The sequence below is a fragment of the Blastocatellia bacterium genome, from assembly GCA_025054955.1.
GTDB lineage: Bacteria > Acidobacteriota > Blastocatellia > HR10 > J050 > JANWZE01.
Genome location: JANWZE010000053.1, coordinates 1 through 24,610 on the forward strand (window position 1 = coordinate 1; position 24,610 = coordinate 24,610).

The 24,610-nt window shown below is 55.9% G+C and carries 18 protein-coding genes; 13 read left to right on the forward strand and 5 right to left on the reverse strand.

From position 1 onward, the window contains the following. Nucleotides 1-874: 874 nt before the first annotated feature. From NZ823_07065 to NZ823_07120, 12 genes are all read left to right on the forward strand, one after another. Entirely contained in the window at nt 875-1,612 is a 738-nt protein-coding gene (locus NZ823_07065; GenBank protein MCS6804889.1) for an RNA methyltransferase, read from the forward strand. A gap of 87 nt (nt 1,613-1,699) precedes the next feature. After that, nucleotides 1,700-3,301 carry a carboxylesterase family protein gene (locus NZ823_07070; GenBank protein MCS6804890.1) on the forward strand — a complete coding sequence of 534 codons (1,602 nt, stop codon included), beginning with the start codon at nt 1,700-1,702 and terminating at the stop codon, nt 3,299-3,301. Nucleotides 3,302-3,702: 401 nt separating this feature from the next. Then, complete coding sequence (locus NZ823_07075; GenBank protein ID MCS6804891.1) at nt 3,703-5,808, forward strand: prolyl oligopeptidase family serine peptidase; 2,106 nt, start codon at nt 3,703-3,705, stop codon at nt 5,806-5,808. Between the two features lie 18 nt (nt 5,809-5,826). Continuing rightward, nucleotides 5,827-7,206: an alkaline phosphatase family protein gene (locus NZ823_07080; protein MCS6804892.1), complete on the forward strand. Its 1,380-nt coding sequence runs from the start codon at nt 5,827-5,829 to the stop codon at nt 7,204-7,206. Nucleotides 7,207-7,290: 84 nt separating this feature from the next. Next, a complete protein-coding gene (locus NZ823_07085; GenBank protein ID MCS6804893.1) occupies nt 7,291-7,767 on the forward strand; it encodes a peroxiredoxin in 477 nt (158 codons plus the stop codon). Nucleotides 7,768-8,051: 284 nt separating this feature from the next. Then, entirely contained in the window at nt 8,052-8,258 is a 207-nt protein-coding gene (locus NZ823_07090) for a cold-shock protein (protein MCS6804894.1), read from the forward strand. A 582-nt stretch (nt 8,259-8,840) separates the two neighbouring features. After that, complete coding sequence (locus NZ823_07095; protein ID MCS6804895.1) at nt 8,841-9,014, forward strand: hypothetical protein; 174 nt, start codon at nt 8,841-8,843, stop codon at nt 9,012-9,014. Between the two features lie 300 nt (nt 9,015-9,314). Next, a complete protein-coding gene (locus tag NZ823_07100) occupies nt 9,315-10,577 on the forward strand; it encodes a M48 family metallopeptidase (protein MCS6804896.1) in 1,263 nt (420 codons plus the stop codon). 111 nt (nt 10,578-10,688) lie between these two features. Continuing rightward, nucleotides 10,689-13,364 (forward strand): NEW3 domain-containing protein, encoded by a 2,676-nt coding sequence (locus NZ823_07105; GenBank protein ID MCS6804897.1) that lies wholly within the window; start codon nt 10,689-10,691, stop codon nt 13,362-13,364. A 764-nt stretch (nt 13,365-14,128) separates the two neighbouring features. Continuing rightward, on the forward strand, nt 14,129-14,809 hold the full coding sequence (locus NZ823_07110) for a hypothetical protein (GenBank protein MCS6804898.1): 681 nt from the start codon (nt 14,129-14,131) through the stop codon (nt 14,807-14,809). A gap of 806 nt (nt 14,810-15,615) precedes the next feature. Continuing rightward, a complete protein-coding gene (locus NZ823_07115; GenBank protein ID MCS6804899.1) occupies nt 15,616-16,410 on the forward strand; it encodes a hypothetical protein in 795 nt (264 codons plus the stop codon). 341 nt (nt 16,411-16,751) lie between these two features. Beyond that, nucleotides 16,752-17,447 carry a Crp/Fnr family transcriptional regulator gene (locus tag NZ823_07120; protein ID MCS6804900.1) on the forward strand — a complete coding sequence of 232 codons (696 nt, stop codon included), beginning with the start codon at nt 16,752-16,754 and terminating at the stop codon, nt 17,445-17,447. A gap of 492 nt (nt 17,448-17,939) precedes the next feature. Here the strand turns inward: NZ823_07120 and NZ823_07125 are convergent, their stop codons facing one another. Further along, nucleotides 17,940-19,142 carry a DUF1573 domain-containing protein gene (locus NZ823_07125; protein MCS6804901.1) on the reverse strand — a complete coding sequence of 401 codons (1,203 nt, stop codon included), beginning with the start codon at nt 19,140-19,142 and terminating at the stop codon, nt 17,940-17,942. Nucleotides 19,143-19,360: 218 nt separating this feature from the next. Between NZ823_07125 and NZ823_07130 the strand changes: the two genes are divergently transcribed. Continuing rightward, nucleotides 19,361-20,164, forward strand: a complete 804-nt coding sequence (locus tag NZ823_07130) for a lysophospholipase (GenBank protein MCS6804902.1) — start codon at nt 19,361-19,363, stop codon at nt 20,162-20,164. Between the two features lie 104 nt (nt 20,165-20,268). Here NZ823_07130 and NZ823_07135 read toward each other — a convergent pair whose 3' ends face one another. From NZ823_07135 to NZ823_07150, 4 genes are read right to left on the reverse strand one after another with little or no spacing between them, the layout of a single operon-like run. Further along, nucleotides 20,269-21,228 carry a hypothetical protein gene (locus tag NZ823_07135; protein MCS6804903.1) on the reverse strand — a complete coding sequence of 320 codons (960 nt, stop codon included), beginning with the start codon at nt 21,226-21,228 and terminating at the stop codon, nt 20,269-20,271. Continuing rightward, nucleotides 21,225-22,013: a 1-acyl-sn-glycerol-3-phosphate acyltransferase gene (locus NZ823_07140; protein ID MCS6804904.1), complete on the reverse strand. Its 789-nt coding sequence runs from the start codon at nt 22,011-22,013 to the stop codon at nt 21,225-21,227. The genes NZ823_07135 and NZ823_07140 overlap by 4 nt, the downstream gene beginning before the upstream one ends. Continuing rightward, nucleotides 22,010-22,909, reverse strand: a complete 900-nt coding sequence (locus NZ823_07145; protein ID MCS6804905.1) for a diacylglycerol kinase family lipid kinase — start codon at nt 22,907-22,909, stop codon at nt 22,010-22,012. The genes NZ823_07140 and NZ823_07145 overlap by 4 nt, the downstream gene beginning before the upstream one ends. Next, complete coding sequence (locus NZ823_07150) at nt 22,906-24,606, reverse strand: AMP-binding protein (GenBank protein ID MCS6804906.1); 1,701 nt, start codon at nt 24,604-24,606, stop codon at nt 22,906-22,908. The genes NZ823_07145 and NZ823_07150 overlap by 4 nt, the downstream gene beginning before the upstream one ends. Nucleotides 24,607-24,610 lie beyond the last annotated feature (4 nt).

Genomic DNA, 24,610 nt, shown 5'->3' on the forward strand with positions numbered 1-24,610 from the left:
AAGGGGTCCACGCGTGGACAACTTCGTAGTCCCGTACCGTTAGCTCATGCAATGAGCCGACGGTTTTCTCGCGCGAGAGCAGTTCATGAATGAGTGTGCCCTGGGGGCGCACGATTCCGGCGTGCATGAGCCCGGAAGATATGTGACCTCCAGCTTGAGGCAACGGAGACTTGCTCTGGGTGCGCGATCAGTTTTTAGTCGTTAGCTGTTTGCTTCAGTTCATGCAACGATTCTTGCCCATGCTCAGGAATCGCTTGCGCTTTCGCGGCAACTATCATCAATGGTCTGGAGAAAGGCCGTGGCAGATGAAGCAACCTGGAGAGCAGGAGCAGAACGTCCCAAGCAGCACTCTCAGATTTTCTGCAGGCGTGTTTGGTATGAGGCCGTACTTTCAAGGAACTGCCCCTATGCTATTGCACGCCATGAAGAATGAAAATAGAGCACAAGCAGGAATGCCTGTGCCACTTTTTCTGAGGAATCGCCCCTATGCGATTGCACACCACGAAGCATGAAAATGGTTATTTTTAGAGGCGGCGTCACAAGCGTGACCGCAGCGAGCCGTTGCGTGGCGACAAGTGGAAGCAACGCTCGATTGATTCGACTGTATGCTCGCCGTCGAGCAGCGTTTGAATTGAGCCGGGTCTTTGAGCCAGGAACCAACGGCTCACATATCGGCCACATCGCCTGAGCGACGATTGAACTCATCCTGCATGTGGATTGGAGATTGACCAACCAGATTGATAAGCAGCCACATGCAACCGCATAAGCTGTCTTCAGAGGCGATTGGCATTACTCATGAGGACGATTTTGGCTGCTGCCAGTGTTTCAAAAGAACTTGTAACAACCAACGCAGCGTGACTGGCGCTGATCCTCTATGGACTTATCTCGTAGCAAAATCATTCTCGTTCGCCCGCGTGATCCGAACAACATTGGCGCGGTCGCTCGCGCAATGAAGAATTTCGGGTTCACCCAGTTGGTCATCGTCGCGCCCCATCCGCCGGTGTGGGATGAAGTGGTCTCGGCTGTTCATGCCGATGATATTCTCAAGGAGGCGCCCGTCGTGGCGTCGCTCGCTGAGGCTGTAGCCGATTGCACATGGGTGGTAGGAACAACTGACCGCCGGCGGGTCGAGCCAAAACAGACGCTCTATACGCCTGCCGATCTGTGCCGCGATGTGCGCCAGAGCGAGCACAGGCTGGCGCTCGTTTTCGGGCCGGAAAAACACGGCTTGACCAATAATGACCTGAGCCATTGCCATCGTGTCATGAGCATTCCCACACAACCTGATTGCCCTTCGATGAATCTGGGACAAGCGGTCGCTATTTGCTGTTACGAGCTAACGCGGGATCAGCCGGTGCCCCTTCAGACCAAGCAACAGGTTGAATGGGCAACGGCCGGCCAGATCGAAACCGCTGTGCAGTTGATGCTCGACGTGTTATGTCTCTCCGAGTTCATTCAACCAGCTCGCCGACCGGATTTCGCGCTCAAACTACGACGCTACCTGATGCGCTTGAACATGACCAGACGCGATGTCAACACGTTGTGCGGCGCTCTGAGCAAAATCAAAGAAAAGTTGGTTCACCGGCCCGTGTCGTCACCGGTCCAGGATTGATGGACTCGCTCTTACTGGATCAATGGGCAACCTGCTAGAATGTGGCCCGCTCGCGCCATGAGGATCGTTGGAAAAGGAGATAGCAATATGCAAAAGACAGCGTGGATGAGCTTGCTGATTCTTTTGATTTGTGCTGGCGTGGGAGCGCTCCCGGCACAGATGCAACAACTCAGCGAGCCCGTGCCGACTGAATACGGGCCGGTGCGCGGCGAGGTGTTGAGTCAGTCCATTCGGTTTCGTGGCATCCCTTACGCGGCACCTCCGATCGGCCCGTTGCGTTGGCGTGCGCCACAGCCGCCGCAGCCGTGGACTGAACTGAGAGCCAGCGCCTACGGTTCACCGTGTCCACAGTTTGCCGCTGATGGCAGCTTCGTGGGCAATGAAGATTGTTTAACGCTGAATATCTGGACGCCCAGGAACAGAGGCTCATCGCTGCGCCCTGTGATGGTGTTCATTCACGGTGGCGCCAACACGTTCGGCGCATCATCATTGCCGACCTACGATGGTCAAGCCTTTGCTGAAAAGGGTGGCGTGGTGCTGGTGACGATCAATTACCGACTCGGTCCATTCGGTTACTTGGCGCATCCGCTGCTGAGCGCTGAAGACGCCGAGCATCGCAGTTCGGGCAACTACGGTCTGCTTGATCAAATCTTCGCGCTCCGGTGGGTGCAACGCAACATCGCCAACTTCGGCGGTGATCCCAACAACGTGACCATTTTCGGCGAATCAGCCGGCGGGCTTAACGTCGCCTGCTTGCTGGCCTCGCCGGCGGCCACTGGTCTATTTCATCGCGCGATCATTCAAAGCGGTGGATTCTTCGTCAGCAAACCATTGCGCGACGAGGATCCACGGACAGAGAGCGCCGAAGAATTTGGTCAACGGTTCGAGCAGGAGATCAACTGTGCATCGGCGAACGACCCGTTGGCGTGCATGCGCCGAAAAACGACCCGTGAGGTGATGGATACACTGCGTCCGCCGCCGCCCGTGATCGGGGCTTGCCGGAATCCACCGTGTCCCGAATACGGCCCCAATCTGGACGGCTATGTGTTGACCGGCAGTCCGGTGGAAGTGATACGACAAGGACAATACAATAACGTGCCCGCCATCGTGGGTACCAACAAGAATGAAGCTTCGATCTTCATCACGCTCGTGTTTCCGCTTGTGACCGAGGCGCAATATCAAGCTGCCGTGCGACGCTTCCTGCCCAACATTGCTGATCAAGTGTTGGCGCGTTATCCGCTCTCTGATTACCCGAGTGCGCGGGATGCGCTCGACGCTGTGTTCACTGATCTGCTATTCATCTGTCCAGCGCGATTGGGCACGCGCGCCATGAGCTTGCATCAATCGAATCTCTATGTCTATCACTTCACGCATGAGCTGGACTCACGTCTATACAACTATCTTGGCGCGTTTCATGCGCTAGAGCTCTATTTCGTGTTTAACAATTTCGTATTACCGGCGCACACGCCGACCAATCGGGAACTGGACTTAGCCAACAGCATGCTTCGATACTGGACGAACTTCGCCAGGACCGGCGACCCCAATGGTCAAGGCCTGCCGCGCTGGCCGGTGTACACGTTGGATGGCGACCGGCACATCATATTGGACGAACGCATCAGCACGGGCACGCACCTGCGTAAGGAATACTGCGAGTTTTGGTGTGAAGTGCTCGGGCTGAGCTGCTTTTGAGCTGCACATAAGTCAGTGTTGATGAAGTGTCGTCCGAGTGAGCACGGCGCTCAGGTGGTGCCCGGCGACGGTGAAAAGGGCCAAGGTCTTGGCTTGTTCTCGGCTCTTTTTAAGGGCTTGCCCGTATGAGGCCACTCGCCACGAACGATGAAAATGAAGTCACCGAGGTCACAGAGACCACTGGGAGGTTTCTTCTCCGTTCTCTGCAAATGCGCGCTTATTCTTAGAGCGTTCTACATGCTGTGTAGACGACGCTCTGAAACGATGAAAAACGCCACAGGCAGGAATGCCTGTGCCACTTTTTCTGAGGAGTTCTACATGTCGTCTGGACGACGCTCTGAAACGATGAAAAACGCCACAGGCGTGGATGCCTGTGTCACTTTTCTGAGGAGATGATGACGATGCTTAAACAAGCCAGAAGATTCGTTGCATTTCTTATCCCGCTCATCATGTGTGTTACGCCGATGCTGTTTGCCCTTGCGCAGACGCCCGCGCCGCCACCGACGCGCAGAGATAACGTCACAGAAGTCATTCACGGCGTCACCATCACAGATCCCTATCGGTGGCTGGAAGATCAAGACAGCCCGGAAACACGCGCCTGGATTGATGAGCAGAACAAATACACGCAGTCGTGGCTCGGCGCGCAGCCCGGACGCGAGCCGCTCAGGCAACGACTGACCCAACTCATCAAGATTGACTCGATCAGCCTGCCCACAGTGCGTAACGGTCGCTACTTCTTTGCGAAACGTCGCGCTGATCAGGAACTCTTCGTGATCTACATGAGACAGGGAGCCCGTGGCAAAGATGAGGTGTTGGTTGATCCTCACCCATTGAGCGCTGATCGGCGAACGAGCGTCAATTTAATGGACGTGTCTGACGACGGTACGCTGATTGCCTACGCGATCCGGCAGGGCGGCGAAGACGAAGTGGAAATCCGCTTGATGAATGTCAACACGCGGCAACATCTGCCCGATCGCTTGCCCAAAGCTCGCTATTTCGGCCTGTCGTTGAAGTCGGACAACAGTGGGTTCTACTACTCGCGCTATAGCGCGGAAGGCTCGCGTGTCTATTATCATGCGCTGGGAACTGATCCGGCGAATGATCCGAAAATTTTCGGCGACGGTTACGGCCCTGACAAAATCATCGGCGCGGGGTTGTCGGAAAATGGCCGCTATCTCACCATCACTGTGTCACACGGTGCAGCAGGTGATAAAACCGAAGTGTATGTTCAGAACATTGCCAAGCAAACTCCTATTGTGCCAATCGTCAACGACCTGAATGCTCGATTCACCGGACGAGTGGCCGGCGACACGCTCTTTCTGCAAACCAACTGGCAAGCACCCAACGGACGACTGTTCGCCGTTGATCTGCAGAATCCAACGCGCGACCGCTGGCGTGAAATTGTCCCGACGAGCGATGCCGTGATGCAAGGCTTCACGCTGGCCGGCGGCAAGTTGTGCGTGAACTACTTGCAGAACGTCGTCTCGCGGGTGAAGGTCTTTGATCCCAACGGGCGGCATCAGCGCGACATCATACCGCCCGCGCTTGGTTCGATCAGCGGTGTGTTCGGTCGCTGGAGCAGCAATGAGGCGTTCTTCAGCTTCAATTCGTTTCACATTCCGACGACGATCTACCGATATGATATAGCTCGAGGCCAGCAATCTGTATGGGCGCGGCTTGACGTCCCGATCAAGAGCGAGCAGTTCGAGATTAAACAAGTCTGGTACGAATCAAAAGACAAAACGAAGGTGCCGATGTTCCTCGTGCATGCCAAAGGCCTCAAACGCGATGGATCGAATCCGACGTTGCTATACGCTTACGGCGGTTTCAATGTGAGTCTCACGCCGAGCTTTTCACCGCGCGCTGCTCTGTGGGTCGAGCGCGGTGGCGTCTATGCTGTCGCCAATTTGCGCGGCGGGGGCGAATTCGGCGAACAATGGCACCGGGCTGGCATGCGAGAGAAAAAGCAAAATGTCTTTGATGATTTCATCGCAGCAGCCGAGTGGCTCATCCAGAACGGGTATACCACGCCGGCCAAGCTGGCCATCTCCGGCGGAAGCAATGGTGGATTGTTGGTCGGCGCGGCGCTCACGCAACGGCCCGATCTGTTTCAAGCTGTCGTCTGTTCGGTGCCGCTGCTGGATATGATTCGCTACCATAAGTTTTTGGTCGCGCGCTTCTGGGTGTCAGAGTATGGCTCGTCGGAAAATCCTGATGAGTTCAAATACCTCTATGCTTACTCGCCCTATCATCAGGTCAAGCCCGGCACCAAGTATCCGGCTGTGTTGTTTATCACAGGCGATGCCGATACGCGCGTGGCGCCATTGCACGCACGCAAGATGACAGCGTTGCTTCAGTGGGCGACCGCTTCGGATAGACCCATCCTGCTTCACTATGACACGAAAGCCGGTCATGCCGGCGGCGTGCCGACCAGCAAGCAGATTGAGGACCTGACCGATGAATTAACGTTTTTATTCTGGCAACTGGGCGTGAATGCAACGCCATAAGAATCGAGGAGCACAACCATGAACAACGCTTTCCATCAGCGCTTGATCTATTGTTGTTGCTTGTTAGTTGTTGTCTGCCTCAGCGGATTGGATTTCACCATCTTGTCGGCAGAGCAGTCGAAGCTGCGCTCTGGGCCGATGGTCGGCTACGGCGAGATGACGGAAGTCATGCTCTGGGTGCAAACGACGCAGCCGGCAACAGTGCGATTCCGCTATTGGGATACGCAATCTCCTGAGCAGAAACAGATCACGCCGAGCGTGCGCACGTCAGAAGAGCGAGCCAACGTCGCTCATGTTCGTATTAGCGGCTTGAAGCCGGGACGAAAATTTGAATATGAACTGCTGATTGACGAGCAGGTCGTCAAGCGTCCTTATCGGTTGGCATTTCAGACGCAGCCGCTCTGGCAATGGCGCACCGAGCCGCCCGACTTCAGCGTAGCGATTGGCTCCTGCGCTTTTGTCAACGAGCCCGAATGGGACCGACCGGGCCCGCCCTACGGCAGCAATTACCAGATTTTCTTGACCATCGCTGAGAAGAAGCCGGACTTGATGATCTGGCTGGGCGACAACGTCTACTACCGCGAGGTGGATTGGAACACGATCGCCGGTATGCGCCATCGGTATTCACACACGCGAGCGCTGCCGGAGCTGCAGCCGCTGCTGGGCGCAACGCATCACTATGCCATCTGGGACGATCACGATTACGGGCCGAATAATTCTGACCGCAGCTACCGCATGAAGACGACGGCGCTCGATATCTTCCAGCTTTTCTGGGCCAATCCCAGCTACGGCACCGATGAGGCTAAAGGTATCTTCACGCGGTTTGAATGGGGCGACATCGAATTTTTCCTGCTCGACGATCGCTATCACCGCTCACCCGAATTGGCGCCCAAAGAGGAATCCACGATGCTGGGCAAGGCACAGCTTCAATGGTTGATGGACGGATTGCTCTCCAGCCGCGCCCCGTTCAAAGTGATCGCTTGTGGCAGTCAGATGCTCACGCCACGCGGCTCACGCGAAGCGTTTCGCCATTACACCGATTACGATCTGTTGTTGAACTATATTAAACAGCGGAAAATCCCTGGCGTGCTGTTTGTCTCTGGCGATGTGCATGCCACCGAATTGACCAAGCTCGAAAGCCCCGATTTCTACCCGCTCTATGATTACACCAGCTCGCCGCTGACCAGTGGCCTATTCCGTGGCGAGTCGAACAATCCAGCGCGTGTGCCCGGCACGTGGGTCAACGACGCGCACAATTTCGGCATGTTGCGGTTTAGCGGGCCGCGCCGTGATCGCCAGGTCACGCTCGAATGCTATGACTTTACTGGCAAGCTCCGCTGGTCACACCGCATCAAAGCCAGCGAGTTGAGATTGCCGGGGCGGCCTGAAGAAAATTAACATGATTGGGTTAGCGCCGAGCCGCGTGACTGATCTGCACGGACGGGCGCGGCGCGGCCTGAACAAAATGAAGATGGTCTCGTTATGGCTCAATTAAACGTCCAGATTGGTCAACCAGCCCCTGACTTTGAGTCCGTGGATGATCGTGGTCAGCCCATTCGACTGAAAGATTTCCGCGGTCAACATGTCGTGCTTTATTTCTACCCCAAAGACAACACGCCCGGCTGCTTGCTCGAAGCGCGCGCGTTCAACGCGAGCTTAGAAGAATTTACCAAGCGCAACACCGTGGTGCTTGGCGTCAGCACCGACGATGTCAGCTCGCACGAGCGGTTCCGCGATAACTGCGGTCTGCGATTTCGGTTGATTGCAGACTCCAAGAAGACCATTGCGCGCACGTATGGTGCATTGAGCGGACTTGCGGGCTTGTTAGGACTGGCGCAGCGGGTGACCGTACTGATTGACAAAGATGGCATCGTGCGTGCTGTATGGGATAAAGTCAGTCCACGTCATCATCCCGAAGAGGTGCTGGAAAAGATTGATGAATTGAAATTGGCTCGGTAGCGGCGCTGCAACGCTTATGCGGGGCGGCAACTCTTGTGCGGCGGTGCAACCCTTATGCGGCGGCACGACCGTGTGCTCCACCGTAACCCTTGTGCTGCGTCGCGCCGCGTTGATTGACATCCGCGTCATTTGCTTGTATGGTTGACGCGGTTTTGATTTGTGTTGAGAGATTCGTCAAAGCAACCGCGCTGTGTGGCTCGACATTCACTGACCTGCTGGGCGGTTCGCTGCGTATTTCAATAAGCCCAAGCCAAAACTGATTATTTAGGAGATTGTGTTTTTGCATGAAAGAAACAGGACGCGTCAAGTGGTTTAACCAAACCAAAGGCTATGGCTTCATCGAGCGCAAGTCAGGTGGAGACATCTTTGTTCACTACACAGCCATCCAGGCCGACGGCTTTCGTTCCCTGCAAGAAGGGGAGGAGGTCAGTTTCGAGGTAACGGAAGGCCCCAAAGGTTTACAAGCGTCGAACGTCTCTGTGAGACGCTAACGCACACCCCTCATTCCAAACCGGTGCTGGCGTGCCAGCTCTAGCTGATAAATCCAAGAATTGGGAATCCAAGGGGCTGTTGATAGCGTCTATGAGGACGCGGGAGAAACCATGAATACCTGGGAGCGCCCTTGCAAGCGCCCGAGGCGTTGAGCAACAGGGCGCCGGCTAGGGGCCTCCGCTCCCAAGGATTTTCCGAGGATTGCTCATGAGCGACGGCATGCCGCAACGCAGGAAAATTGCCTCGCCAATAGATGAAGGGTGTCACCGGATATTTGATCCGTTGGGACTTTTCATCCGTTGGCGGAGTATTTGCTAGGACTCGCCCATGTGCGACGGCACACCATGAACTTTGAAAATCCGGTCGCGTATGCCTCCGGCGTGCCGTGCTGTCAGTTCCATCAAGCGCGCAAGATGCCTGCGCGCCCAGCAAGTTGTGGACCTGGAGCCAGGCAATCACTACACGAGCTACCACGCGATCCTTCAGGCAACAGCCGGCGCAGCCATCGTGCGGCGAAGTGCATTGCGGGCACTGGAATCACAGCAGAGTGATTCGAGTGAAGAATTATAGGCGCAGCCATCGTGCAACGAAGTGGATTGCGGGCACAGCAGCCTGAGGGCGGTCGAATTGTTTCCCTGCTCGTACCGGCTCGTCGGTTAAAACCCGGCCAATATGAACTCACGCTTCGCGGCGTTAAGCCGGATGGAGAACTGGAAGACGTCGGCTTTTATTATCTCGATGTGACGGGGAAGTAACCGATCCAGTTTCTCTGTGAGGACGTGTCGTGCGCGCTGCTCAGATGAGGAGCCGAGCGCCCTGCTGCTTCGTCCTTCCACGCGCTGCTCAGATGAGGAGCCGAGCGCCCTCCTGCTTCATCTTTTCAAAACCAATCGCTCATACGCGTATCCTGCCGTCGGTCGAACCGGTGACCAACGCGAACAGAGGTGGAGGAACGGAGCCATGCCGTTTGCAGGAGTTGCTCGATCGCCTCTCCAGGCTTCATTGCAGACATTACGGATGACCTTCTGAACCGCTTCGGCTATACTGTGAATGTGATGAGACTGGGCCGACGAAAACTAGCCGGTTTGTTATTGGCGCTGGCGGTGATCGCACCGGCCGGGCTGTCGGCCTCGCCCAAAAAGAAACCGCTGCCGATCAACAAAGATCCTCTGATGATCGGCAGGCGGGACATCAACAAGAATCAGATCAACTTCTACTCAATCGAGAAAGAAATCGCGCTGGGTCGGCAGCTTGCCGCGGTCGTTGAACAGCAGCTTCCATTATTGAATGATCCGGTCATTGCTGAATACGTCAGCCGCATTGGGCAGAACATTGTGCTCAATTCTGACAGCAACTTTCCGTTTAACTTCAGAGTTGTTGCATCGGATGAAATCAATGCATTTGCGCTGCCGGGCGGATTCCTCTACATCAACCTCGGTGTGCTCAAGGCAGCCGACAGCGAAGCCGAGTTAGCCGGTGTGATAGCTCATGAAATTGCGCACGTAACGGCGCGACACGCGCTGGAGAACCTCTCTAAAAGCCAACTGCTTTCATTGAGCGCGTTGCCATTGATTTTCATTGGCGGGCCGCTTGGCGATCTTGGACGGATGGGCGCTGAGTTGGGACTGGCCGCCGTTTATTTCAAGTTCAGTCGCGGCGCAGAAAAGGAAGCTGATGAGCTGAGCGCGCAATATCTCTGGGCGTGTGGGTATGATCCTGAGAGTCTGGTCACATTTTTCGAGAAGTTGGCCGCGCGTGAGCGGCGGGTCAAGGTTTCAAAGTTGTTCCGCTCACATCCGACAACGCCTGATCGCATTAAGCATGTGCGCAAGTTGATTGCTCAGTTTCCTGAGCGAGAGACCTATGTTGTCAATACCCGCGAATTCGCTGCCATCAAGCGAGACCGACTCAGTGAGTTTGGCGCCGTCGCGCCTGACATCCCTCGCTCCGAAGGCCAACGACGACCGCCCGTGCTACGGCGGGGCACGACCCAGCCGGATCACGAACGCCCTACGTCCGAATCCCGCCCCGATACCACAGCGCCTGACGAGCATTCGATTGATCCGACAAGCAGGCAAGCGCAGGGCCGTCGGCCGCCGAGCATTGTTCGTCGCACCTCACCTGAGCCTGATGAGCACCCGACGATGCCAGACACGAGGCCAACGAGCGAGCACACCGACGGACGACAGCCGCCACGCATCGTGCGTCGCACGTCCCCTGAGGAACAAGGTGAACAAGCCTCATCTTCAGTCAACATCAATGATCAAGGACCATCGGCGTTGACACGCACGCCGCCGCGATTACGCCGACGCTTTTAACATCGTTGGCCAATTTCAACCAGCAACGCTCCGACAAACGTTGCCGTTGGCCACCGGCTGGCGTGATCGCGTCCTTGACAGCGTCGGCGACCCACATAGAATCAGGCGCTGATGATTCACAGAAAAGCATCGCATCGCTCTCCTGACTTCACTTGGCTAGCATTGGCCATCTGTTTGTTGATTATTTTCTGCACCCTCTTGCGTGCCGGTGTTCACGCCGGTCCGAGCGAGTTGCCTCAAGATCGCGGCATTAGCGGCTTATGGCAATCGCTCGAACGATTGCCGGTTGTTGCCAGCGCGCTGCACACCACGGCGCACCCCGATGATGAAGACACCGGATTGCTGGTATATCTGAGCCGACGCGTTCATGCGCGGACATCGTTGCTATCGGCCACGCGCGGCGAAGGCGGCCAGAGCATCATCGGACCGGAAACCGGTCCTGCTATGGGTCTGGTGCGGTCCGGCGAATTGCTTGCCTCGGCGCAATACTACGGCGTGGATGTCTTTTTCACACGCGCTTACGAATTTGGTTATTCGAAGACGGCTGAAGAAACGCTGGCCAAATGGGGCCGCGAAGAAACGCTGGCTGACTTCGTGCGAGTGATTCGTCAGACGCGCCCTGACGTCATCATCACGCGGTTCGATGGCTCACCTGTTGGGCACGGGCATCATCAAGCGGCGGGCTTGCTCACACGCGAAGCATTTCGCGCTGCGGCTGATCCATCGCGGTTTCCTGAACAGCTTGCAGCGGGGTTGCGCCCGTGGCAGGCCAAGAAGCTCTACTGGGGTGGTCGCGGCCTGTTCGGCCCACCGGCGGAAACGTGGAACGTGAAGATCAATATCGGCCAGTTCGACGCTGTGCTTGGCCAGACCTATCATGAGATGGGCATCGAAGGTCTCAGCAAACAGCGCTCGCAAGGCGTAGCCGCCATCATCCCACGACGTGGACCGCTGGAGGTGAGTTTCACTCGACTGGATAGCGTCATTCAAACGCCGGAGAAAGAATCCGGCTTGTACGACGGCATTGATACAACCATCACCGGCATCGCTTCGCGCATCGGCGCTGAGGCAGACAGCGTGCCGGAGCTGACAACGGCGCTCGGTGAAATTCAACGTCATGCTTTAGCCGCCCTTGCTGCTTTTGCGCCGCGTCAGCCGGAAGCTGCGGCGCGGCCTGTGCTCGCTGGACTCAAGCGGCTCCGCCAATTGATCAGCGCGGTTGAAATTACTCCTCTCAAGGATGAAACCAAGCACGAGCTGCTGTTCCTACTGCGTCGTAAAGAGCAAGATTTTGCCGACGCGGCGCGGCGCGCGTTGCAGCTTGAATTTGATGTGCGCGCCAGCGATGATACGGTCATTCCGGGGCAACAATTCACTGTCACGGCGCAGGTCTACAATCATGGCCGCGAGGCAGTGGAACCGACAGCGTTGAATCTTTCCGCGCCCAGCGGCTGGCAGGTTGCGCTTACAAAAGGCCAGTTGAAGCGGCTCTCAGCCGGCGAGCATGTCTCTTTAGAATTCAAGGTGACGGTGGCCGCCGATGCGCCTTACACACAACCTTACTGGTATTTGAACGCGGAGACGGACAACCGATACGAGTTGCGATCAGAGCAGTGGCAGACATGGCCATTTGAGCCGCCGGTGGTTGTCGGTCGCCTAACGTGTCGCGTGCATGATACGACGTTTGATCTCTCGGCGCCTATCCGCGCGCCGGAACTAGACCGGTTGCAGGGCGTGTTGTGGCGCGATGTGCAAGTAGTGCCGGCGGTCTCAGTCAAGCTCACGCCAACGCTGGCCATTGTTCCGCTCTCGCCGAAACCGCAGGAGCGCCAGTGGCGCGTGACTGTGGTGAACCATGCGCCGAGCCAGGTGGAAGGGACTGTCCAGTTGCATGCGCCTTCGGGGTGGCGCGTGACGCCGCCGGCTCTGCCATTTCGTTGCGCCCGTCAGAAGGAATCTGCCACCCTGGCCTTTCGCGTCACGATTCCTGCTGGGCACGAGCCGCAGCAAACTTCTCTCAAGGCAGTCGCGCGCGTGAACGGGCAAGCATATAGCTCATGGTACCAAGCGATTTCCTATCCCGACATTTGGACACGTCATCTATATCACCCGGCTGAATGTCGCGTGCGCATCTTCGATATCAAGGTCGCGCCGAACCTGACGGTGGGTTATATTCCCGGTCCGCAGGATGAAATTCCTGAAGCGCTCCGACAACTGGGCGTCACGGTTCGTCTGCTCGAGGCAGACGAGTTGGCCTTCGGCGATTTGCAGCAGTTCGATTGCATCATCGCCGGCGTGCGCGCTTATGAGTTCCGAAACGATTTGACCCAGCACAATCAACGTCTGCTCGACTATGTCAGAGAGGGCGGCGTCTTCATCGTTCAGTACAACACGTCGCGCGCGTGGGACCCTGGGCAATATGCGCCCTATCCGGCGAAGATGGTAGGAAACGAGCGGATCACGGTGGAAGAATCGCCGGTTGAAATCCTGGCGCCGGAGCATCCCGTGTTCAATCGTCCGAACAAAATCACGACGGCCGATTTCGACGGCTGGGTTCAGGAGCGCGGATTGTATTTCTGGACGCAGTGGGACGAGCGGTATCGCTCTTTGCTGGCCGGGCATGATCCGGGCGAGTCGCCGCAGAAAGGTGGTTGGCTTGAAGCGACGTATGGCAAAGGCCTATACGTCTACACGGCCTATGCGTGGTTCAGGCAATTGCCAGCCGGCGTGCCGGGTGCCTATCGCTTGTTTGCCAACTTAATCAGCCTGCCCAAAACTCGCTCCTAAAGCGATTTTTGTTCTTCGCCATTAGAGCAATTTTCAATTGCCTTTGCCCTGGGAATCGCTCCTCTGCCACAGCACGCCACGACGGATGACAAGCAAGCACAGATTGACAGGATCAACTGATTTGAATCTGTTGAGCAGGTAATCTGAAGCGTGTGCATAAATGGCAAGCTGGATCATGCGCTGGCCGCGGAGCGGCCAGAGTGACTGTAGCCGTGCACTTCAGTGCACGGTGGGCGTGTCATCACGGGTTGTTCGTCGCGTCAGCGACGGGTGAATGGGTGAATGAGCGCCGTTCAAGCGTCGCTCGTGCGACAGGGTGTGATCGCTGCTATGCTGTTGCCGGCTTTGAAAAACCTGAATTGACTGCGCCGCCTGCGCGGGCGGATTTATGCTCCGCTTCAGTTCATCCTTGGACGTGACCAGTGGTCATTCACATGAGTTTGGAAGAGGTGTAAAATGCGGGTGTAGTTGAAAGCTCAGGCAAGATTTGCAGGCATTGGAAGCCATGAAAAATGGTTGAGAACGATATGTTTGATGGTGCTTTCCCTACTCTTGATCATGTCACCCACATACATCGCCACCGCCCAACCATACACCTCCTCTTACGCACGGTATGGCGACTATGATTGTCTAGCGGCATGGTGTTGGGACAGTAGAGGCGGGCAATGGGTGATGGTTGGTGTTTGGTGGGTGCAAGATCTTCAATGAGGTTAACTGCTTCTGACCTTCACAACGAAAGGTTGAGTTTGAAAAAGGAGGCACGTATGAGAACAACTAGAAACAGCAGATTATCATGGTTTCTCATCGGATTGACCACAGTCGGCTGGAGTTTCCTTCTCGGCGACTTCTCTCTGGCGAAAGGACAATCTGGCAATCCTCTGCAGGCCACCGTCCGCCAAGGAACCGTTGTGGTTCGGCACGTCGGCTCCAAACCGGTGGTTGCGTTTAATGGCGTCTTTACCTACCGAAGCCCGAAAGGGCATGTGGCCACTCCTACATTTACCCATTCATTCCTCGGCACGTGGTTCGAGGGGCGAGGCAGCTTCCGACCCGGACAAGAGGTGAGGTTTCCGCCCATTTCTCCTCCCGATGACTCAAGTCTGACTTACGAGTACTTGGACGCGGCAGTGACCGGCGTGCTGTTTGCTGATGGAACCACGTGGGGAAGTACAGGGGACTCTTTACGTCGGAGTATGTTGGCCAGAGCCGGAGCCATCTGCGCAAAATTGAATGATATTCTGAATGTGATTAAGGATAATTCGCTCGAAGAAGTTGAGCAGCTTTTGCGGGGTCCAGGCCCTATCATTCAAGGGCAAGAACTAGGAGAATGGCTGCATCGGGTGCTCCGAAAAGAGTTGCTAAATCAGAATGGAGAAATCTATCCCGATGCTCTCAACCGACTCAGGCGGATGATCACGCACCTGGAAGGGATGATTGACCGGTAGCGCAGTGCCTGAGCAACGGTGCGGCGGATTCGCAGGTTCGGTCGTGAGCCTGCGAATGAAGCTACCGCGATGAGCCGCTGGCGCGGGGGCCATCGTCACCGGTGGGACTGGGCTTGAAAGGTGTCTACGTAATGACAATGGCATCACAGTGGCGATCAGGAATCCGTTAGGAGTTGAGAGCCGCGCATTGCTAGATGAGCGAAACCAGGTCCAGAAGCTCTATCGAAATGGTGCGGTTCAGGCGGAGATGAGCTATCATAGCGACGGCCGACTCCGTTCGCTAATCAGGTATGATGGTATAACACCTCAGCTTATGAGCTATACATACGATGAGCTGGGGCGACTGGTGGAGATCCGAAGTGCGGATGATCAAGTAGTGCTGCCGGATGCCGTTGTGCAAAGCACGATGCATCGCGTTCGGACCACGGGGCTCGGGGACTCAACCTATGATAAGGAAGATGACCTTCGATGCTCCATCAAATGTGATATTCATTCCGGCAGAGTATTGGGCGGTCAATTGCTGTATAATATGCTCATTGCCTTTCGATCCTTTCTGTAGCTGTGAACTGGGAGGTAGCTGCCCCGAAGGCTGTAGCAGGCAGTGTGGCGTAGAGCCAGAGGTAAGTAGGGGCAAGAGATGCAGTGATTCTTGCTTTATCCGTGACAATTGTCATTGGGTCCAGTGCCTGGTCACTGCGTTTTCATGTGGCGGAGTCAATAATCCTTTTAACGACCACTGTGATGATTACCTTCCTTGTATCGAACTCCCTTGACTAATATGCTTCGATAGCGAGTAGGAGGAGTATATGATAAACATGCACGTTGAATCGAGAACAATGTTAAAATGGGCCTTGGTGTTGGTCCTCATCGGAGTTGCGGTATTTATGGGTCACTTGATCCATTCGCGGATGAGAGCCCAAGAAGTGCGCGCCGGCGGTCCCATTCCTTACACTGTCATACTAAGGGAAACCCTCTACTACCCTAATGGCACTAGCACAGTAGCGGGAGAGTACACTCAGGCTGTCCGTTCGGATGGATCATTTGTTTGGCGATACGCGGAGATAGGAGGCCATGCTCTGAGGGAGCGAGGTATCCAATTTGCCTCCGGCGTCGAGGTCACCATAGATGAGATCGGGAATACCAAGAGCACACAAATGATCCGTACGAATCTGGCCCGCATGCAGAGGGACCCAAGCTCGAAGTGTGTTAACTCGTTTGCTGGAGAACCTTTCATGTCACCGCCGGAGGTTTTCAGCGGTGAAGAGACAGTGGCAGGATATCGGACAGTGAAGCTTGCACAGGGTGTTGCCACGGGGTGGTACGCTGTGGATTGCGGCTGCGCCATGGTGAAATCCAGACATGATTGGGGTGGCGGGAGCGTCACGGAAAAGAATCTGGTGGCGCTCATTCCTGGAGAACCCGACGCGGCGCTATTCGATGTGCCTGCAACCGCCAAAGAAGTGCCTCCATCGGAAAGGATTCTGGGCTCCGCTAAGAAGCGCATTAGGCCCGGCCCGGATGCTGAGGAGAGGCTTCGGCGGCTCGCCGAGCAACTTCGCGTATACGACGAGTACTATTACAAGCATCGTCCGAAGCAGTAGACTGTAGATGCTCAATCAGGTGACGCAGCTTCGCCCAGGCTGAAGCACCTGTTCAATCGGCCGATTGAAGTAGCCACCCCGGAGGGAAGCGACTTCGACATAGGTATCGTGACGGCGAGCCGGACATACGGTTGCAGATGGATCATCACACAGGGCGAGCCTTGTCAGAGCGAATCAGCAGAGGTCTGGCCTTGTGGTGGAATCCCTTAGGAATGGTTTGACGGAAGCTCAGGTTTGCTCTAACTTGGGACGACAAGGAGAAGCGTTATGAAGAAGAAGACGAAACTTTTGGCTGGAATGATAGCGGCCGTTGTGGCGGCCATGAGCCAAGCTCCAAGAGGATGATGATGACCAGCCAGCCAGCGTGTCGGACCTGCCAGCGTTGTGCCTTTTGCCTGTTGGCCGACGATGCCTGGAATAGCCTGGAGCGGCACGCGCCCTTGCGGACGGTTCGTCCAGCAGTGGTTCTGTTTCGGCAAGGGGAGCAGCCAGCGGGGGTTCATCTCATCTGTGGTGGACGGCTGAAGCAGTGGTGTTTGGATGAGCAAGGTCGGTGGTTTCTGTGGCGATACATAGAAGTGGGGGAGGTGCTAGGGGCCATTACGTTGATGCGTGGCAAGCCGTATCCCACGACGGTGGAAACGGCTGAGACCTGCTTGATCCGGTATCTGGGCAAAGAATTATTTTTCCGGATACTCCAGGATCACCGAGAGATTGAGCGCCAACTGTTGCTGCAGACCGGCGCCAGGCTCTATGACACGGTGGAACTGCTTCGGGGCTTTGCGCTCAGTCGCTCGGCGTTGGGACGCCTAGCGTTGTTGCTATACCGGTTGTGGGCTGAGCGGCAAGGGTCCTGGGCTAGCGGCGAACCGGTGCGGATTGACCTGAGTCGGGAAGAGCTGGCCGAGCGCATCGGGGTGGAGAGCGTGGAGACGGTGTCGCGGCTGCTGGGCAAGCTGGCTGAGGCCGGGCTGATCGCACGCGAGCGAGGGGTCACCATCATTCTTGAGCCAGAGCGGTTGAAGTTGGTCGAGTAGGCTCCTCGTTTGCCGACGTCGTAGTCGGTACTCATGCGCCCAGTCTACGTTCTTCACGAAGCCCTCAAAGACTCATTCAGAAGTTCCACTTCGTGGCCTCGCTCATTCTTTACTCTGCTATGCATTCACGGTGATTTTGGAAGCAGATGTTGACGCTGGCCGTCACGCTGACAAGAAACGATGTTCATCTACCTGCCCATAAGCATGAAGGGGGTTGAATCAGTCACAGGATCAGTGTTGGTTCATTGCCGGCAGCAGCGCGGTGCGCCTTCGTTTTCATGACCGATGGTGGGGTCACAGGATCAGTGTTGATTTAATTGCTCATATCGGTGCGGGGCGTGGGGGCAGGGTGATTGGAACAGCCCGCTCACCCATGCCCATCCGAATTGGAGCGACTTTCAATTGTCTTTAGCCTGGCAAGCCCGCCTCTTGCGGGCTCATGCAACGCTGCAAGCGTGCAGCTTCCCAGGGTAGACTTATTCGCAAACCGCTCTAGTTTACTTCGCCGGTCACCGGAATCTTGAATTCGCTAAATTCCTTGTCATTGGTGCGCACAATGACCATGCCGTTGAACGCCCCCTTGGGCAGCTTATCTCTGGCCACCGTGATTCTGACACTGTAGGGCAAGTTACTCTGGGCGGGATTGATCACTTCCGTTTGAATGAACGGCAAGGTGGATTGTGCGCCGGTAACTTTGAATCCTTGATCGCGACTCTGGACCGTGATCGTGCGGTTCAGCAACATCGCGCCACGTGGATTTTTATCGAGCGATTCCAGGTTGATTCGTCCATAAACCAATCGTTCCGGCGAGACCTCAACCCGCGCTGCAATGTGCACCATCACGGGGATGCTCACCTTCTCTTGTTTCTTATTGTCGGTTGTCACCGTGACAGAGGTGCTATACCGGCCGGGTGCATCCGTCTTGTTCAGTTTGGCGATCAGATCATAGCGCCGGCCGTTTTCCACTGTTTTTAGTTCAGCCGTGAACTCCGGGTTTTGCGATTCCACTGCCAGGATTTTCAATGGCTGCTTGTCGTTGTTGATTAACGTGACTTTGCCCTGAGCAGGTTGTCCCTTGTCCACCTCAAGGGAGATGTAAGCGGCGGGTTGAATGTCAATCACCGGTTTGACGTTGGCTTTGATGGTGAGCGTCACATTGGGATTGATCGGGTCGTTGGACGTGACAGTCGCTGTTTTTTGAATTTCACCGCGAAAGCTTTCCGTTTTCACCGTCAGTGTCACAGTGCCTTCCTGCCCAGGTGGGATCGTCTTGGTGAAGTCAGAGACGGTGCAGCCACAGCTTGGGTTGACGGATTGAATGGTCAAGTCCGTTTTGCCGGTGTTCTTCACCTTAAATTTATGGACGACCTCGTGGCCGGCCTCTACCGTGCCAGCGTCATAGATTGTCTCAGAGAATGTTGCCCTGGGGCCGTTGGCCGGATCAGTTTGCTGGGGCGTCGCGTTGGTCGTTCCTGTAAACGGGTTGGAGATCAGCGAGTCTGCCGACGCCACCTCTGCGGTTTGCTCGGTCGTTGTCAGTGGTGCAGCGGTTGATGATGGATCAGCCGTGCCGCCGCTCTGTGCACCGGGCTGCCCTTGTCCTTGCGTGCGTGAACAGCCCGATAATGTCACAAGCCCCGTCATCAGCAGCAGCGCCAATACCACGGCCAACCGATTCTGGTGAACTAGTCTCATATCTTTGCCTCCCTAGAGTCATTCATCGTCGTGAACGCGCATATTGTAGCGAACCTGTCAATTTTTTGCAGCCTATTTTTTCTGCCTTGTCACAAATGGCGAGCTGTTGAGTCTCCCGGCGGCCAAGCCGGCGGGGATTGGAACATCTTCATGGACATTGTCACAAAAAGCGAGCTGTCGGCGCTTCCTGCCCACGCCGCTCATGAGCTAGAAACTGGATGCGAGCATGCTATAATCGCGGCTCGTTATCGAAAACGATGCGCATCAACCTGGGAACCAACGGTGAATACATCGAGGTCACACACACGCGGCCAACGGAGCCGCATTCAGTCACGGCTATCTTTCTGCATGGGTTCATGTCCACGCAAGCGGGCGAAAAAGCTGGCTACTTCCGAGACGTGTTGTTATCGCGCGGAGTCGCGTATATCACCTTCGATTTCCGCGGCCACGGCCAATCCAGTGGAACCATGCGCCAATTGACCGGCACGCGCCTGCTGGAAGATTGCCACGCGGTCATTGAACAGTGTTGTCCGAGCACTCATCGCATCGTGCTCATCGGTTCGAGCATGGGCGGCTGGGTGGCCAGTTGGTATGCAGCTCAGCATCCTGAACGGATCACTGCCGCTATGTTGATTGCTCCTTCATTTGATTTTGGACGGGGATTCCTCGACAACCTCAATGCAGAACAACAGCGGCGTTGGGCGGAAGAAGGCGTGTGGCGCTTCGTGAATGAATATGGCGCTGCTGAGTTGGGATACGAGTTGATCCAAGATATGACTCGGTATCCGCTGACTGCGCTCTATCAACGCTATTGCACGCCGACGCTGATTTGTCATGGCCTCTGTGACGATGTGGTGGATTACCGGCAGAGTTTGGAATTTCAACGTCAGACTGCCGCCGCCGATGTGGATGTCCTATTGCTCAAGCAGGGCGATCATCGTTTAACAGCGCACAAGCAAGAATTGGCCGAATGGTTGCTGATTTATTGGCAGAACCGGTGGGCCGGTCTTGCCGCTCGATGAACGCGAGAGCGGGACAGCTCAAGCCGACACGCTCATTGACCAACCATTTCGATCACGGCATCCGAATTGAGCGCCACAATCAGGGACGACCTGCTGCGACAGGTTCACTGGCCAACCATTTCGATCACGGCGCCGCCATCGGTGCTGATTTGTTCTAATGGTCGGCCCTGACGACTCAGATAAAGCGTCGCTCGCGCAAGACTGTTATTGGCGACTTCAAACGTTCCTGAGCAATCGGTTTTCAAATAGGGCAAGCGATGGATGCCGGGACCGCTGCCGTCCACAATAGCGATCAGCGAGGCGCCCTCGGCGTTGGAGCAGGCAAACATCCATTGCAGATGTTCGCGGTCACGGCTGATGGTTTCAATCCCCTCAAACGTGTAGCGCATTCCTTCGTGCCACAGGAGCGCTTTACGGAATTGCAATCCCAATGGGATTTCGTATTCGAGCGCTTCAAATGTGCTGATTCGACCGGTCGAATCGAAAGCCAGACAATGCGTCCAGTTCCACAGATGGCGATGACGAAAGCCACAATTATGACCCTGCAATCCGTAACCGAGCGGCTCGCCGCGAAAGCTCTGATCATCCAACGTCACTTCGCCAGAGAAGACGGCATCCGAATGTGGCGTGCGCGAGAATCCAATCCAACCGACTTCAGTCATCGAAGCGCCGAACGTCGAATCATAGCGTAGCTGCCAGCTCACCGTGTGCCCATCCACACAGACGCGCCCCTTGCAAGACCGCTCATCAATCATGTTGTCGTCGTTGATACGCAGTTGCAACGGCTGACTCGGCTCACTGAGCGAAAGCTGCGTTTGTGAAAATCCTTGAATGAAACTTTGCGGACGACCCTGGCGTGGAAACCACGTGGCCCACACTTGCGCGGGCATGCCCAATGGATTGCCTGCGCACCCACCGCCAGCAGGCCGCCCCAGATTCATAAGCAAATAACGGAACCACCACGCGCCGCTGCCATCGGCCAGCATGAACCGTAGGAACCAGACTTCATATCGCCGCCGGGTGGACAACGTCGAATAGATCGAATTGAGTGATTGTTGTTTCATACGATTTCTGATTCAATGCCCATGGCTTGATCTACAGGCCGTGAGACAATCCGGTGCACACGTTCGACCAGCGCGTCAATCTCGTGTTTGGTCATCCCGGTCGTTTCGATGGTGTCGTGTATGTAGACGACGATCTTGGAGGGGTAGAGCATCCAACTGCCTTTGCGATTGAACTCATAGGAGCCGACGATGCTCATCGGCACAATTGGGTAGCCGGTCTGTTGCGCCAGGATGAATGCCCCTTTCTTAAACGGGCCAACGCGGCCATCGGTCGTGCGCGTGCCTTCGGCAAATACGATCAGGCTGACGCCATTGTCCAATGCTGCTTGCGCTTGCCGGATCATCTTCTTCAGCCCTGCTGGGCTGCTATCTTTGGGCACAGGCACATTGCCGAATCGTTTCATCATCCAGCCGTAGGCCGGAATCTTGAAGTGAGACTCTAGCTCCAGGCCGCGCACGAATTGCGGAATCGCCGAATAAATCACGAAGGCGTCAAACAAATTGACGTGATTACAAATGAAGAGACTCGTGCGCGTGCGATCAAAGCCGGGCGCATATTTCACTTCAAATCCCACACCGGCGACGCGCAGGATATTGCGAAAGAACCAGCGTTGCGGGCGATCATTTTTTCGCGGATCAACGAAAATTCCTAAGATCACCAACAGGGTGCAAATCGGGAAGAAATGCACGATGCTGGCGATCCACAAGAGCAGGCTGCGGACGATCAGGTAGAGTTGCCGGAGACACGAAGCCGTGCCTGTGCTGCGTTGGTCGAGTTTGTTCATGCGACCACGTTGAGGACCGATGGCAACACCTCCAGAGATTGACAATGTACGCGGAGCACTTCGCCATCAATCATGATGTTGACCGGTTGATCCATGTAGAAATCAACGCGGCGCGCGGGGCGATGCCACAGCGCCGGATGGTTGATATGCGAGCCGTCGTACATGTTGGCGAAATTCAGCAAAAAGCCGAGCCGCCCCACAGCCCAGCAGACGATCTCCACCAGCCCATCGCTGACGTTAGCATGTGGAGCCAGCCGCATCGTGCCGGCGGTGTACTGGCTGTTGTTGAAGATCAGCAGGGCTGTTTTCGTCTGATCCATCTCGGAGGCGCCGTCAATGCGCATTGGATAGACCACGCGCTTGAACCGCGCCATACAAAGTATCACCGCCAGCCCATAGCCCATGAAGCTCATCCACTTGAAATAACGGTTGGTGAGCGCGCAAACATCGGCGACAAAACCCAAGCTCAGAATGTTGATGTAGTAGACAACGCCCTCCCGATGCGTCAATTTGATGACATCGCACGGGCGTGAACGGCCGCTCAAGAGCGATTCCATCGCGTAGTCTAAGCCACGCTGACTGAAGTCACGCAAAAACGAATTGCCCGTGCCGAGCGGCAGAAACCCAAGAGTTGGCGGCTCGCCATCAAGCGCTTCGGGGAACAGGCCGTTGACGATCTCGTAGGCTGTGCCATCGCCGCCGACAGCAATGAAGCGACGATACCCACACCGATACGCCTCGCGCGCTAACGCCACAGCGTGCCCGGCATGCGTTGTCTGAGCAACGTCAATCTGCAGTCCAGCAGCCCGCAGACGCGCTAGCGCCGGCGCAAACAGCTTGCCGCAACGTCCATGTCCGGCAGCCGGGTTGACAATGGCAAGAAATGAATCTGTCACAGTGGTACAATGGCCGTTCGATCCACTCGGCTTCGTATCTGTTCGGCCAGCACGCCGCGTTTGATTTTGAGCGAAGCCGTGCGCGGGAAATCATCCGGCCAGATCAGATAACCGCCGACGCGCTTGAAATCAAGCAAGCGCCGATTGCGCGCCACCAGGTCGGCCTGTAGCGCATCATTCCAGCTCTGACCCGGCTCCAGATGCACGACAATCACCAGTTGCTCGCCGGTCATTGCGTGCTGAGGCCAGATGTAATTGGCGGCAAAGACGCAAAATTCTTTGACCGGCAGCCCTTCAAACGCTGCTTCGACATCTTCGGGATACACGTTCTTGCCGCCTTCCGTCACAATCATGTTTTTCTTGCGACCGACCAGTTGCAAGTGACCCATCGCGTCAATGCGACCCAGATCGCCGGTCATCAACCAACCGTCAACGATCGTTTCAGCGGTCAATTCCGGATCGTCCAGATAGTGCGACATAATGGCCTTGCTGCGTGTGGCCACTTCGCCGATGCCATCGGCATCCGGATTGACGATTTTGATTTCAATGCCAGGTAGCGGTTTGCCAACGGTATCAGCCCGAAACGGCTTCAGATCATTGACCGTGATGGCCGTGCACGCTTCGGTCAATCCGTAACCGTTGGCCACCGGAATGCCGAGGTCATAGAAAAATTGCAGCGTCGCCGGTTCGCTGAATGCGCCGCCCACGATGATCGTCTGTAACTCGCCGCCAAATGCCCGATGGATTTGCGGCAACAAACGACGGCTCAAAGCCAGATTGGGGCGCCGGCGCGTCAGCGCCCGATTGATCGCAATTAGGAGGTTCAATATAGTTCGGCGCCACGGCGAGAGCTGCTCAAATCGGGCGCGTAGCCCTTTTTCCAGATTCTTCAGCACCATCGGCACCACACTCACGTAGGTGATCTTGTATCGGGTGAAGGCCTCGCGCACGTATTCTGGCCGTAACGTTCTCAGATGCACCACCGTCGCCCCGCAGATGAACGGGCCGATGAACCCGACCATGAAGTCAATCGCGTGATTGGTTGGCAAAATGCTCAAGTATCGCACGCCCGGCCAGAACGGATACCACGAGGTTAGCGCTATGCATTGCTCCAGGTAGTTCTCATGTGTCATCACGCATCCTTTAGGCCGTCCGCCTGTGCCTGAGGAGTAAACGATACAGGCTGTATCGCTGCGACGTCGCGGCACAAAGGCCGGCTCCCCTTCGACGCGACACTCTTCCCAGCGTCGCGCGCCGGCCAGTTCAGCATCGGGCGGGGCTTCTGTCACCAGCACAGCCTTCACGTCCAAGTCCTGGAATCCTTCAGTCTGCATCATCGCGCGCCACAGGTAGTATTCAATGATCAGCAGCTCCGCTTTGCAGTGAGCGAGCAGTTGAAGATGCTCGCGGCTGGTCAACTTGTAATCGAGCGGCACAAGCACGCCACCACGATAGAAGATGGCGTAAGCTGACATCAAATACTTCGACTGGTTGGTCATGATGATGGCAGCGCGGTTGCCCTCGCCAAATTCGATCTCTTGCAAGAATCTGGCCAGTGGCAGCGCCGCTTGCTTAAATTGCTGATATGTCCACCGGCCGTTTTCTCGGTCGCGGTCTGCTTCGATTAGACACAATTGATCCGACCATCGCTCCAGCGCATCACGCAATGCCTCCCCCAATGATTGATATTGACGCAAGTCG